This window comes from Anaerolineales bacterium (assembly GCA_019637805.1).
GTDB lineage: Bacteria > Chloroflexota > Anaerolineae > Anaerolineales > UBA11579 > JAMCZK01.
The window spans coordinates 973,129-986,917 of record JAHBVB010000002.1 but is presented as its reverse complement, the minus strand read 5'-3'; the positions used below and the strand labels follow the sequence as shown (position 1 = coordinate 986,917).

The 13,789-nt window shown below is 61.0% G+C and carries 11 protein-coding genes and 1 other RNA gene; 5 read left to right on the top strand and 7 right to left on the bottom strand.

Annotated features, from left to right (window positions below; genetic code table 11):
* Positions 1 to 54: 54 nt before the first annotated feature.
* Together KF885_10645 and KF885_10640 are read left to right on the top strand one after the other, a co-directional pair.
* Positions 55 to 978 carry a hypothetical protein gene (locus KF885_10645; GenBank protein ID MBX3049617.1) on the top strand — a complete coding sequence of 308 codons (924 nt, stop codon included), beginning with the start codon at positions 55 to 57 and terminating at the stop codon, positions 976 to 978.
* 164 nt (positions 979 to 1,142) lie between these two features.
* A complete protein-coding gene (locus tag KF885_10640) occupies positions 1,143 to 2,375 on the top strand; it encodes an AAA family ATPase (protein MBX3049616.1) in 1,233 nt (410 codons plus the stop codon).
* A gap of 224 nt (positions 2,376 to 2,599) precedes the next feature.
* On the opposite strand, the gene KF885_10635 is transcribed toward KF885_10640, so the two are convergent.
* From KF885_10635 to rpsT, 5 genes are all read right to left on the bottom strand, one after another.
* A complete protein-coding gene (locus KF885_10635; GenBank protein ID MBX3049615.1) occupies positions 2,600 to 2,941 on the bottom strand; it encodes a type II toxin-antitoxin system PemK/MazF family toxin in 342 nt (113 codons plus the stop codon).
* Entirely contained in the window at positions 2,934 to 3,176 is a 243-nt protein-coding gene (locus KF885_10630; protein ID MBX3049614.1) for a hypothetical protein, read from the bottom strand. The genes KF885_10635 and KF885_10630 overlap by 8 nt, the downstream gene beginning before the upstream one ends.
* Before the next feature lie 229 nt (positions 3,177 to 3,405).
* On the bottom strand, positions 3,406 to 4,218 hold the full coding sequence (locus tag KF885_10625) for a hypothetical protein (protein MBX3049613.1): 813 nt from the start codon (positions 4,216 to 4,218) through the stop codon (positions 3,406 to 3,408).
* A gap of 30 nt (positions 4,219 to 4,248) precedes the next feature.
* Positions 4,249 to 6,021, bottom strand: a complete 1,773-nt coding sequence (gene argS, locus KF885_10620) for an arginine--tRNA ligase (GenBank protein MBX3049612.1) — start codon at positions 6,019 to 6,021, stop codon at positions 4,249 to 4,251.
* Positions 6,022 to 6,117: 96 nt separating this feature from the next.
* The gene (gene rpsT, locus KF885_10615) at positions 6,118 to 6,390 is read right to left on the bottom strand and encodes a 30S ribosomal protein S20 (protein ID MBX3049611.1); all 273 of its coding nucleotides are present in this window, start codon (positions 6,388 to 6,390) and stop codon (positions 6,118 to 6,120) included.
* 91 nt (positions 6,391 to 6,481) lie between these two features.
* Here rpsT and era point away from each other — a divergent pair, with 91 nt between their 5' ends.
* Both era and KF885_10605 read left to right on the top strand, forming a co-directional pair.
* Positions 6,482 to 7,390 (top strand): GTPase Era, encoded by a 909-nt coding sequence (gene era / locus KF885_10610; GenBank protein MBX3049610.1) that lies wholly within the window; start codon positions 6,482 to 6,484, stop codon positions 7,388 to 7,390.
* Entirely contained in the window at positions 7,387 to 8,079 is a 693-nt protein-coding gene (locus tag KF885_10605; GenBank protein MBX3049609.1) for a hypothetical protein, read from the top strand. Before era ends, KF885_10605 begins: the two co-directional genes overlap by 4 nt.
* Positions 8,080 to 8,194: 115 nt before the next feature.
* On the opposite strand, the gene KF885_10600 is transcribed toward KF885_10605, so the two are convergent.
* Entirely contained in the window at positions 8,195 to 9,100 is a 906-nt protein-coding gene (locus KF885_10600) for an NAD(P)-dependent oxidoreductase (GenBank protein ID MBX3049608.1), read from the bottom strand.
* A 68-nt stretch (positions 9,101 to 9,168) separates the two neighbouring features.
* Positions 9,169 to 9,558: RNase P RNA component class A (gene rnpB / locus KF885_10595), an RNA gene on the bottom strand.
* A gap of 193 nt (positions 9,559 to 9,751) precedes the next feature.
* Between rnpB and KF885_10590 the strand changes: the two genes are divergently transcribed.
* Positions 9,752 to 13,678, top strand: a complete 3,927-nt coding sequence (locus KF885_10590; GenBank protein MBX3049607.1) for a DNA-directed RNA polymerase subunit beta — start codon at positions 9,752 to 9,754, stop codon at positions 13,676 to 13,678.
* Positions 13,679 to 13,789: the final 111 nt, after the last annotated feature.

The following is a 13,789-nucleotide window of genomic DNA, read 5'->3' as shown; positions in this document are numbered from 1 at the left end:
GACAGTGTGAGCTTTAGAGGAACTCTCAGAGCAGTAAATGCTACAGCCAATAGAATGGAACGTGAACAGCGCAGACGCCAGCGCGAACTAGAGCGGCAACGTAAGGAAGCTGAATGGCTAACTGAATTGGCTAGAGCTGAATTAGAAGTCGCAGAATATGAAAACTACATCGAACTTTTGCAAACATTGCATAAAGAATGCAGTGAGAGTGTTGACTGGGAGAAAATAGAAGCTGACCCACCTGCAAAACCAGTTTCCTCTAGCCAATTTGCGGAGCTTGCAGAAGCAGAACTTAAAAACTACAAACCGAGTTTTTTTGACAGAATTCTGCGCAGAACAGAAAAGAAAGTACATCAATTAGAAAAGCAAATCCTCGAAGCCTCAGAAAAGGACCGAGAGGCTTTTACTTTGGCTGAGCAGGGATATAAAGAAAAGATATTGGAATGGAAACTTGCTAAAGGTGTATTAAAGAAAGAAAAGTCAAAAATGCAATCAGCTTTCAAGCTCTTCCCCTCCGCTTTCAGCGAATTGGAAGGGCTTGGTTCTAGAGTGGAGCTAAGTGTATTGAGTAGGGATTCAGTTCAAGTAAATCTGTATGTTAGAACTAGCGACATAGTTCCTAAGGAGAAAAAGTCCTTATTGAAGTCCGGGAAACTTTCGACACGTCCGTTGCCTCTTTCCATCCGGAATCAGGTTTACCAGGACTATGTTTGTAGCGCATCACTTCGCGTAGTTCGTGAGGTGCTCGCAATTGTTCCCGTGGCTGCTGTTCTGCTAACTGTTTATTGCAAATTATTAAACACGAAGACCGGTCATCTCGAGGACCAGCCGATTCTTTCTTCACTTCTGCCGCGCCAAACTATGGAAACCCTTAATTTTGAGATGTTAGATCCGTCTGATGCTTTTGAGAACTTTACGCATCAGGTCAACTTCAAGAAGCTTGGTGGTTTTTCGCCAATAACACCAATAAAGATTTAAGAAGAATATTATTGTCCAATATTAAACGATGTATTTTGCTGTCTCCTTATCCTTGACCCCACACCCTAATCCCACTAAACCCCTGCCATCCATGCTATAGCTATCCTGCAGGGCGGCCTCATCCTTCAGCCTTCCGCCCTCACCCTTTTGCTTTTGGGGGTTTCATGTCCACGCCATACAGGCCCAATCCCGAGGCCGCCAAATACGCTGCCCGCCTCATCCAGCACAACCACAAAGAATCCTTGCCGTCAGACCTGCCCATCGAATGGGTCTACATCACCGACGCCATAGACCAGGTAGCCGCCCGCGGCCGCCGTGCCCGTTACGCGGCCTTCGTCGAGGCCACCCGCGATTTCCATTTCGAGATGGTCGAAGAGGTCAACGCCGTCCTCGAAACCGTCGAAGACCCCGAGGAAAAATCGCGTATCTACTACCGCGCAGACGATGCCTACACCGACCCGCCGCAAACCGAATGGTGCGTCGAAGGCGTATTTGCCCGCCCCAGCCTCAACCTATTGGTTGGCCCGCCCGGCTCGCTCAAAACCTGGGCCGCGCTCGACCTCGCTGTCGCTGTGGCCGCTGGCCTATCTTGGCTGGGTAGAGCGGTCACCCAGGCACCCACAATTTTTGTCGATGAAGAAACCGGCCTCAGCCGCCTTTGGGGCCGCATCCACGCCGTGCTCCACGGCCGCTCTGCGGGCTACGGCCTGCCCTTGCACTTCGTCTCCTTCGGCGGCTACGACCTGCGCCAACCGCAAGACATTCAACACCTCATACAGCGCGCCCTCACCTTCGAAGCCCAGCTCATCGTCATCGACACATTGGCAGGCGTCCTACGCGGTGGCGACGAGAACTCCGTGCTCTCTGTCCAGCCCTTGCTCTACAACCTTCGCCGCCTAGCCGAGCACTGCCGCGCCGCCGTCCTACTCATCCACCACACCAACCGCTCCGGCAGTTTCCGCGGCTCCTCCTCCATCTCGGCCGGGGTCGACCTCATGCTTGGTGTCCAGTCGCCCGAAGAAGCCCGCATTGACTTCGAAACGCTCAAAGCCCGTCACGCCGCCCCATCCGCTTTTGCTGCCCAGGTGCACTTCGAACAAGACGTAGCCACCCCGCTGCGTGTCCACCTCACCGCCGCCGAACATCGCCCGCATCTCGGCCAAAAGCCGCCTCGCCCCGGTGTCCTCGCCGACATCCTGGACTATATCGAAGAGCACGATTCCGCCACCACACCCCAGCTCATCGCCTGGCTCGCCGAATACTCGCCCGGCACCGTGCGCAACGCCGTCCACCAGCTCGTGGCCGCCGGGCGGATCCGCCGCGCCAACGAAGGGCTTCATGGCAAAACCGCCTTATTCGAACTGGTCGATCCTTCTATGGAGAATGAAAATGCCTGAATTCAAACATGTAACATGTAACAAACCCCGCTCCCCACAATATGATTATTACAACTTTTCTGGCCCGCCCCGTCATTGCCAGTCTCGCCCCTTTCGTCATTGCGAGGAGTATTCCAGCGCGTCAGCGCTGGAAACGGACGAAGCAATCTCGTATTGCAAGCCGAGATTGCTTCACTCGCTTCGCTCGTTCGCAATGACGGATGGGTTTGTGCCTTGTTGCGGTCTCAATCCAAATCCAGTGCCAGGCTCAGCGCGGCATCTATCCGCTGCAGGGTGTCCGCATCCAGCGCTCCCAGGCGGCGCACCAGGCGTTGGTCACTGACTGAGCGCACTTGGAAAGTGTCTGCAGCCGATTTCTTGACCAGGCCGATAGTGGAGTTGCGTTCCAACGGCACCAACCAGGGCGCTTCGGCGAATTTGTCATTCCAGCCGGTAATCGGCACCACGATCTTTAACGGCAGGATGCCGACGGAATTGCGGTTGACGATGACCGCGGGGCGCTGCTTGCGTATCTCAGAGCCAATGGTCGGGTCCAGGTTGACCAGCCAGATTTCCCCTCTACGCATGCCAGTCTTCGGCGTCCAGTCCGCTGAAGGAGGTCAGTTCTTCATCTGTTTCGTAGACCGCGCGCAGCTCGCGGGCGGTTTGGGCCAGGCGCGCTTCTTTAACACCGGCCATCTTCTCGCTGATCAGCTCGCGTATCAGCGCCGAGACGCTCTTGCCGCTTTTCTTGGACACGCGGGCCAGGTATTTTTGCTGCTGCTCATCAAGCAGGATCTGAACGCGTTGAAGTCTTTGCATGCTTGCATTATACACAACATAGGTGTGTATACCGAACTTCGCTTGCCAGCCCAAAGAACTTGGATTCCTGGCAACGCTATCAGGGATCCTTCACGACGCTTGGTCGTTGCTCTGCAACGACCAAGCGTCGTGAAGGATGACCCAGGGATGTGGGGCGTGGGCTAAGGTGGAGATTGCTTCGTCCGCTACGCAAGCTGAACGCTGATGGCTGACAGCTGACAGCTAATCGCTATGCGCTATACGCTTCCAACGTCAGGCATTTGGCGCCGCCGCCGGACTGGGCGAACTCGCTCATGTCCAGGGCCAGCACATCAAAGCCGGCGCGCTCCAGGGCTTTCTCGAAGCGGGGGGCCTTTTGGGTGCTGAGGATGACCGTGTTGCCGAAGACCATCGAGTTGCAGGCCAGCAGGCGGGCTTCCTCGTCGTCGATCTCGATCAGATCGGCGTTGAGGGCGTGCACACGCTGGCGGCTCTCGGCGTCCATGCCGTTGGGCACGTAGGCCAGTGCCCCGCTGGACAGCGGGCAAATGGTGGTATCGACATGGAAGTGGGGGGCTTGGACATGGATGGAGAGGACGGGGACTTCGAGCGTGCTGGAGATGAAGTCGTGGGCGGCGCGGTCGCTACGCGGACCGTAGCCGGCCAGCAGCCGGCCGTTCCAGGGCATGGTCTCGCCGTTGCCTTCGTAATAGAGGCCGTCCGGCAGCCAGTGGACGCGGAAGCCGCGCTCTTCGAAGCGGGCCACCATCGGCTCCACTTCGCCGGCCCGCTCGGGGTGGCGGAAGCGGCTGGCGATGGCCTGGTCGCCGTAGAGGAAGATGGCGTCGCCGAGGAAGACCGAGTCGGGCCAGCCGGGCAGCGGGTCGAAGGTCTCGACCTCAGCGCCCAGGTCGGCGTAGGTTTGGCAGAGGCGTTCCCACTCGGCCGTGGCCAGCGCCAGGTCCACCTGCGACCCCGCCTTCATCCACGAATTGATCTCGTATTCGATCTTGAACTGGCTGGGGTTGGTCAGGTACAGGCGGCGGGGCTGGGCTGCGGGCATCGGCAGGTCTCCTTGGGGCAGGGGATGGGGCTACATTACTTCAGGGGCTTCAATGCCCAGCAGCGCCAGGCAGTTGGCCAGCGCCTGCTTGGCAGCCGCCACCAGCCCCAGGCGGAAGCTGCGGGCCGGTTCCTCGGCCCCCAGCACGGGGCACTGGTTGTAGAAGTCGTTGAAAGCCTTGGCGACCTCGTAGGCCAGGTTGGTGATGTGCAGGGTCTTGTACTCGGCGGCGGCGCGCTGCACCGTGTCGGGCAGCTGCGAGATCAGGTCGATCAATTCGATCTCGCTCTTGTGCAGGTCTTGCCCCGGCACAGCCGCGGCGGGCGCGCCGCCCGCTCGGCGCAGGATGCTGTTGGCGCGCACGTGGGCGTATTGCATGTAGGGGGCGGCCTGGCCGTTGAAGTCCAGGGCGGCTTCCCAGTCGAAGGTGGCGATCTTGGTGTTCTCGCGGGCCAGCATCGGGTACTTGATGGCCGCCAGGCCGACCTGGCGGGCGACCTGGGCGCGGGTAGCGGCGTCCAGCTCGGGGTTCTTCTCGGCCACGATCTCGCCGGTGCGGCGGGTGGCCTCGCGGATCAGCTCTTCCAGCAGCACCACCACGCCCTCGCGCGAGGAGAGGATGATGTTGCCGGGCAGGTTGACCACTTCGTAGGGGATGTGCAGCACCTTCTTCATCAGATCGCTGTAGCCGGCCAGCTCCAGGGTCTTGAAGACCTGCTGGAAGTGCAGCGACTGGCGCACATCCACCACGTAGATGGACTTGGTCAGCTCGTATTCACGGAACTTGGCCAGGGCCAGCGCCAGGTCCCAGGCGCCGTACAGGGCGGTGCCGTCCGAGCGCATCAGCACCATCACGCGGAACTTCTCCTGCTCCAGGCCCAGCAGCTGGTCCAGCTTGACCACCACCGGGCCGTCTTCACTGCGCTCGTCGGTGGCAATGCCTTCGGCGATCAGCTGGGTAACCATCTGCTTGGAGGGCTTTTCCATCTCGCTCTCGTAATAGATGCGGTCGAAGCGGATGCCCATCAGGTCATAGATCTCGTTGAAGCCGTCCAGCGACCACTGGCGGGTCAGCTGCCACAGCTGGTGGGCTTCGCTTTGCGGGTCTTCCCACTGGCTGAAGAGCGCCCGGATCTCGGCTTCGCCGTCCGGGTTGTTCTCCAGCTCGCGGCTGGCCTCGGCGTACAGATCGCCCATCCAGCGCGTCACGTCTTCGGCAGGGGGCTGCTCGCCCATGTGGCGGGCCTTGTAGTTCCAGACCCACTTCATCACATCCTTGCCGAAGTCGCCAATGTAGTTGGCGCGCACCATCTGGTAACCGGCGGCTTCGATGATGTTGCACAGGGCGGCGCCCAGGATCATGTTGCGCAGGTGGCCGACGTGGAAGGCTTTGTGCGTGTTGGGCTGCGAATATTCCAGCATGACCTGCTCGCCCTTGGGCGCGCCGTGGCCGTATCTTTCGCCGGCGGCGGCCACATCTTGCAGGACGCGGGCGGCGTAGTCGGCGGCGGCGAAGTACAGGTTCAGGTAACCGCGCACGGCCTCGACGCGGGAGAAGCCGGGCGGCGTGCCCAGCTCGGCGGCCAGCGCCTCGGCCAGCTCGCTGGCGCGCTGCGGCACGTTGACCTTCTGGCCGCCCTGGCGGGCGGAGTCTGCGGCGATCTGGAACAGGGAGGTGGAGATGCCCCATTCCCCGGCGAAGGGGATCTGGCTCCACTGCACCTGGTCGGGAGCGGGCAGGCCTTGCGCTTCACAGAAAGCGCGCAGGCGGGCTTCGATGGCTTGCTTTTCGGCGTCAAACATGGGGCTACTCGCTGGGATTATAACGGCGTGTCTTGCAGGGCGAGCCAACAAAAAAAAGCGGGAGCAAAGGCTCCCGCTTTTCTGGATGCGTGAATGCTAGCTGCTCTTTTCCATGGCGGCAAGTTTGCCCATCAGGGCGCCCTTGCGGCGAGCGGCATTGTTCTTGTGGATGATGCCCTTCTGGGCGGCCTTGTCCAGCGCGCTGGCGGCCAGGCGGGTGGCCTCACGAGCCTCTTCCAGCTCCCCGGCGCCCATGGCGGTCAGGGCCTTCTTAACGAAAGTGCGGGCGGTACCGCGAAAGACACGGTTGCGCAGGCGGCGCTTTTCGTTTTGTTTGTTGCGTTTAATGGCAGATTTAATGTTTGCCAACGTTCCTCCAAAAATACCTACTCTGAATCAGACGCCGCATTGTACATGAAGCCGGGCCAACTGTCCAGCGTTGGCCTGTTACAATCCCGCCATGTCAGCAAACTTCAAAGCCGGATTCGTGGCTGTGGTGGGGCAGCCCAACGTAGGCAAGTCCACGCTGCTCAATCGCCTGATGGGCCAGCCGCTGGCGGCCGTTTCCCCCAAGCCGCAGACCACGCGCCGCAACCAGCTGGGCATCCTCACCACCGAGGAGGCGCAGCTGGTCTTTGTGGATACGCCCGGCCTGCACCAGGAGCACAACAAGCTGGGGGCGCTGATGAACGAGCAGGCCCAATTCGCCCTGCAAGATGCGGATGTGGTCTTGTTCCTGGTGGACGCAGCCCACAGCCCGCAGGCGGAAGACCGCCAACTGGCGGAGCGCCTGGCCGCCCGGCGGCGCAAGGCGCCGCTGGTATTGGCGATCAATAAGGTGGACCTGCTCAGCAGCGAACAGCTGGCCGCCCGCCGGGCCGAGTATGAAGCCCTGGTGGAGGCGCACAGCGTGTTCGAGATCTCGGCGGCGCAGGGCGCCGGGGTGGATGCGCTGCTGGCCCACCTACAGGGCCTGCTGCCGGAGGGCCAGCCCTTCTACCCGGCCGAGCAGGTGACGGACTTATATGAAAGAGAGATCACCGCCGACCTGATCCGGGCGGCGGCGATGCAGCTGCTGCGAGAGGAAGTGCCGCATGGCATTGACGTGCGCATTGACCAGTTCACGGAGCGCGGCGAGAGCGGGGCGCATATTGAGGCGACCATCTTCGTCGAGCGCGATTCGCACAAGGGCATCGTGGTGGGCAAGGGCGGGGCGATGATCAAGCAGATCGGCCAGGCAGCGCGCAAAGAGATCGAAGCCATGAGTGAGCGCAAGGTCTTTTTGGAGCTGCGAGTGAAGGTGCGGCCCAACTGGCGCAACGACGAGAAATCGCTGAAGCAGTTTGGCTACACGCGGAGGATGGAATGACGCTTTGGTTGGCGCTGGGGGTGGCGGCTTTGGCTGCGGCCGCCTGGTTTGACCGGCGCGAGGTGGCGCAGGCCGCAGCCGGGGCGCGCATGGCGCTTTACCTGGCGCTGGTCGCGCACATCTGGTTCACGGCCGGGGAGAAGACCTTTCAGGGCAGCGAGACCGGCCTGCTGGGTATGTTCGTTTTTGGCCTGGCCACCCTGGCAGTGGGCGAAGCGCTGAAGCAATGGGGCGGGCCGCTGGTGACGGGGGCCGCGGCGGCGGTGCCGCTGATGGCACTGTGCTTCGCTCTGGGCCTGGACGTGCTGCGCCCGGATGAATATGCGGCCGTTCCCTCCGGCATTATGCGCATTGGCGTTTTCCTGGTGACCTGGCAGGCGCACCGCCTGCTGGTGCGCAATGCCGAGAACCGCGGCGGCACGCGCCTGATCCTGCTGGGGCATATCATCGCGATGGCGGTGCTGGTGTATGCCGGCATTTATAAGATGATGGACCGCAACTGGGCCATGCCCTGGGCCTATATGGCCTGCGGCGGGGCGCTGCTGGCGGCGGCCGGGCAGCTGTGGCGCGGCTGGCGGGTGGTGTTTGGACGGGATGCAGTGCCGGTCTGGGCGGAGCGGCTGGCCTTTAGCCTGGGGACGCTGCTGATGGTGGTGGCGGCGGTGTTTGTGTATTCGCAGTTTTTGTAGCGGCTCGCTGTTAGCTCTAAGCCCTAAGCGAAACCCAGCGTTCGCTGGCCGAGGTTCGGCGATTGGGTGTTGGTTGCAGTACTCGCTCAGAATGACACGGCTGGCGTCTTTTTGGCTAATCGCTATCCGCTAATAGCTGCACTCCGGCCATCTTTTCCAGCACGCCGACCAGGGCGGAGTTGTCCAGGTCACCCAGGCCCATTTCCAGCATCTGATCGTAGAGCTGGGTGGCTACTTCGCTAGCGGGCAGCGGCATGCCGAATTCGGCGGCGCTGTCCATGACGATGCCCATGTCCTTGGCCTGCATATAGGCTTTGAAGCCTGGCTGGCGGTTGCCGGCGAAGAGGCGCTCGGGTTTGTTGTCCAGCGTCCAGCAGGCGGCGGCGCCGCCGCGGATGGCCTGGACCACCTTGGCAGGATCGACATCGGCCTTGCGGGCGAAGATGAGCAGCTCGGCCAGGGCGGTCATTTGGGCGGCGACCATGATCTGGTTGCAGCATTTGGCCACCTGGCCGGCGCCGGCGGCGCCGATGTGGGTGATGGCCTTGGAAAAGGCTTCGAGGGCCGGGCGGGCACGTTCCAGCGCGTCCGCCTCTCCGCCGACCATGACGGTCAGGGTGCCTTGTTCGGCGCCGAGCTGGCCGCCGCTGACGGGAGCGTCCAGCCAGCCCAGGCCGCGTTCGGCCAGGGCCGCCGCTAAGTGGCGGGCGGTGGCTGGCTTGATGGTGGAGTGGTCTACGACGATGAGGCCAGGCCCGGCGCCGCCGGCGATACCGTCCGGGCCGAGGACGACCTGTTCCACGTCTGGCGAGTCTGGCAGGCAGGTGAAGACGATGTCGACTGCGGCCGCCAGCTCAGCCGGGCTGCCGGCCGCAGTGGCGCCCAGCGCGACCAGCTCGTCCACGGCGGCCTGGCTGCGGTTGTGCACCCATAACGGGAAGCCGGCCTTGAGCAGATGAGCGGCCATGGGTTTGCCCATCAGGCCGAGGCCGATGAAGCCGAGGATTGGTTTGTTTGGCATGGTATTTTCCTCTTGTGGTAGTAAAGCAGTGAGCAGTGTTCTTTCGAGCACTGCTCACTTAGGACTGCTTCCCAGGCCAGCCTGTAAGCCGCATTCTGTCGTGGATGATCATCTGTCTGGGCTGGCCATCTCTGGCCAGCTCGGTGCAGCCAACCCGGGACTCAAACGCAGCGAGCCGCTGCTCGTCCCTGCTCGGCCTTGCTCCTGACGGGGGTTGCCCGGCCGCGAGCATTGCTGCCCGCGCCGGTGGTCTCTTACACCACCATTTCACCCTTGCCTACGCTGCATTGTGTGCAGCAAGCTGCATCCAACCGCAGCGTTTGGCGGTATGTTTCTGTGGCCCTGATCCGGCAGGTTGCCCCGCCCCGGGAGTTTCCCCGGCGTCATGCTCTGTGGAGTGCGGACTTTCCTCTGGAAGATGCTTAACAGCAAATTCCAGCGATCATCCAGCTGACCTGGGGTATAAATGATACTACCCAGGCGGGTAAGCGACTAGAGAATTGGATTAACCTAAAGAGAGCCAGATCTGGCTTGACATAGTTAGCCGCTCTACCATATAATTGACGATTGGCAACCTACCGCTACTTCCGGTGTTTTTGGAGAGCGGCTTTTTCGTATTTTGCAGCATCTTTCATTCTTAGGAGGCGCTGAATGGCGCAAGCTCTTCCCACCAAAACCTATTCCCGCATGTCGACTGAACTCACGCTGCCGGACCTGATCGAAGTCCAGCTCAGCTCTTTCCAGCGCCTTAAGGACGAAGGCCTGGGAGATCTCTTCCATGAAATTTCGCCCATCGAATCTTACAACAAGGGCATGAAGCTGTTCTTCCCGAGCCGCAGCCCTGAGTCCAAGCAGTGGGACTTGAAGTTTTGGTTTGAGGATCCGAAGCACTCGATCGAAGAGTGCATTGAACGCGACCTGACCTATGCCCGCCAACTGTACATCTCTGTGCTGCTGGCCGGGCCGGATGTGCCAGAGCCGATCAAGCAGGACATCTTCCTGGGTGACTTCCCCGAGATGACGGAGAAGGGCACCTTCATTATTAACGGCACGGAGCGTGTAGTGGTCTCGCAGCTGATCCGCTCGCCGGGCGTGTATTTCGAAGCGCCGCTGGACCGCGCCACCAACCGCCCGCTGGCGACTGCCAAGCTAATCCCCGACCGGGGCGCTTGGATGGAGTTCGAGACACGCAAGACCGACTACCTGACGCTGAAGTTCAACCGCAAGCGCACGGTGCCGATCACGATCTTGCTGCGCGCGCTGGCAGCCGTCGATGATGGCGTCAAGGACAACCCGCTGAAAGTGGGCTCGGATGAAGAGATCCTGGCTCTGTTCAGCGATATTGACACCAACCCGGACCGCTCCTTTATCCAGTCGACGCTGGACCAGGAACCCGAGTGGGATACCAACAACGGCAAGATCAGCGTGGCCCAGGCGGCGCTGATCGAGTTCTTCAAGCGCATGCGCCCGGGCGACCCGGCCACGCTGGACAACGCTACCGAGTTTCTGCAAACCCAGCTGTTTGACCAGCGTCACTATGACCTGGAGCGGGTGGGGCGTTACAAACTGAACCAGAAGCTGGACCAGAAAGAGCGCATTCCCCTGGCGCACCGCACGGTGACCAAGTGGGATTTGATCAACCTGGCCCGCCGCATGATCCTGATCAACAATCAGAAGCAGTTCGCTGATGACATTGACCACTTGGGCAACCGCCGTCTGAAGACGGTGGGCGAGCTGATCCAGAACAAGCTGCGGGTGGGTATGCGCCGCATGGAACGTGTGATCAAAGAACGTATGTCGATCCGTGACCAGGAGCAGCTCTCGCCGATCACGCTGATCAACATTCGGCCGGTGGTGGCTGCGCTGCGAGAGTTCTATGGCTCCAGCCAGCTGTCGCAATTCATGGACCAGACCAACCCGCTCTCCGAGCTGCGCCACAAGCGGCGTGTTTCGGCGCTGGGCCCGGGCGGTCTGCGCCGTGAGCGCGCCGGCTTCGATGTGCGTGACGTGCACCATTCGCACTACGGCCGTATCTGCCCGATCGAGACGCCGGAAGGCCCGAACATCGGCCTGATCGGCAACCTGGCCTCCTTTGCGCGGGTGAACGACTATGGTTTCGTCGAGACGCCGTACCGCAAGGTGGTCAAGGCGCTGGGTCCCAAGGACAAGAGCTTGGTGGGCCGCAAGCTGCGTGAAGACCTGGTGGATCCCAAGAATGACAAAGTGATCGCCAAGGCGGAAACGCGTATTGATGAGAAACTGGCCAAAGAGATTGCCAAGCTGGATGTAGAAGAAGTGCCGATCACTCCGTATGTGACCGACTCTTCCATCTTCTTGTCCGCCGATGAAGAAGACCGTTACTACATCGCGCAGGCCAATGCGCCCTTGAACGAATATGGTGAATTCATTCGTTCACGCCTGTCCTGCCGCCATCACTCGGCCTTTATGTTCACCAACCCGGAAGATATTGATTACATGGATATCGCCCCGCACCAGTTGGTGGGCATCAGCGCGGCGCTGATCCCGTTCCTGGAGCATGACGACGCCAACCGCGCCCTGATGGGTTCGAACATGATGTCGCAGGCCGTGCCGCTGCTGATCCCGGAAGTGCCGCTGGTTTCGACTGGCATGGAAGGCCACGCCGCCAAGGACTCCGGCCAGGTGATCCTGGCGGAAGAAGATGGCGAAGTGATCTCAGTCAGCGGCGAGGACATTGTGCTGCGCGGCAAGAGCCGCAAGGAATACACCTACCGCCTGCGTAAATACCAACGCTCCAACCAGAGCACCTGTATTGACCAGCGCCCGGCCGTGGTGAAGGGCCAGAAGGTCAAGAAGGGCGATGTGGTGGCCGATTCCTCCTCCACGGTGGAAGGCAACCTGGCTTTGGGCCAAAATGCAGTAGTGGCCTTCCTCTCCTGGGAAGGCGGCAACTTTGAAGATGCCATCTTGATCTCTGAGAAGATGGTGCAGGAAGATCGCTTCACTTCCATTCATATTGAAAAATATGAAGTGGAAGCCCGCGACACGAAACTAGGCGCCGAAGAGATCACGCGTGACATCCCCAACGTGGGCGAAGAAGCCGTCAAGGATCTGGATGAGTTCGGCATCGTGCGCATCGGCGCCGAGGTTGGCCCCAACGACATCCTGGTGGGCAAGATCACGCCCAAGGGTGAGAAGGAACTCACGCCCGAAGAGCGCCTGTTGCGCGCCATCTTCGGCGAGAAATCACGTGACGTTAAAGACACCTCGCTGCGTATGCCGCACGGTGAGCGCGGCAAGGTGGTGGACGTACAGGTCTTCTCCCGCGAGGACAACATTGAGTTGTCTGCCGGCGTAGAGAAGATGGTGCGCGTCTCCGTGGCCCAGCGCCGCAAGATCACCGCCGGCGACAAGATGTCTGGCCGCCACGGCAACAAGGGTGTGGTGTCCAAGGTGGTGCCGGTGGAGGATATGCCCTTCCTGGAAGACGGCACCCCGGTGGACGTGATCCTCAACCCGCTGGGCGTCCCCGGCCGTATGAACATCGGCCAGATCCTGGAAACCCACCTGGGTTGGGCGGCCAAGCGGCTCGGCTTCCGCTCGGTGGTGCCGGTGTTTGACGGCGCCAGCGAAGAGGAGATCGAAGCCGAACTGGCGCGTGCCTGGCTGGTGGACCAAGCCTGGCGTGAAGCCGGCGAACGTTCCTGGACCTGGTTGGCCGAACAGAACGGCAACCTGGACCCGGAAGCGCTGGAAGATGAAAATGAGGTACGCAACCTGTACCTGGAGCAATGGTTAGGCCCCAAGAAGTACGATGTGTCCAAGTTGGCCCAGGATGAAACCTATGCGCGCCACTCTGTGGCACGTGAATGGCTGGTCGAAGAGGGTTACAACCCGGATGAGATCCTGGTGTTTGAGCAGGCCGACCTGCAGCTGGACGTGCGCCGTGAGCGCGGCACCAAAGCTGTGGTGGCCTGCGCCCGCCTGTGGCTGGATCGCATGGGCCGCCCGGCGGGCAACGCCGGCGAAGAGAAGCTGCGCGAGCTGGCGGACGCCTACACGCTGGAAACCGCCAAGCCGGCCCCGTACCTGGGCAAGCAGCTACTGCGCGACGGCAAGAGCGGCCAAGCGTATGACCAACCGGTGACGGTGGGCATCATGACCCTGTTGAAGCTGCATCACTTGGTGGAAGACAAGGTGCATGCCCGCTCGACTGGCCCGTACAGCCTGGTGACCCAGCAGCCGCTGGGCGGCAAGGCGCAGTTCGGCGGCCAGCGCTTCGGTGAGATGGAAGTGTGGGCGCTGGAAGCCTATGGCGCCTCTTACACTTTGCAGGAAATGCTGACGGTCAAGTCCGACGACGTGATCGGCCGGGTGAAGACTTACGAGGCGATCGTCAAGGGCGAACCCATCGAAGAGCCGGGCATCCCGGCTTCCTTCCGGGTGCTGGTGAAGGAATTGCAGAGCCTGGGCCTGTCTGTGGAGGCTGAAACCGACGAAGGCGTGATCAAGTTCGGCAAGGAAGAGCAGCGCACACGCCCGCCGCGGCTGGGTACCGGCCTGCTGGGCCTGGGTGATGACCTTAAGGCCAATCCTTGACGCAAATTGGGGATACTGCTAAAATCTTTCGCCGCGACGTAGGATCCGGGCCGATTGGGCCCGCATAGCGCAGTCAATGTCGAGGCCATCCAGCACGCGATGGCCTCGATG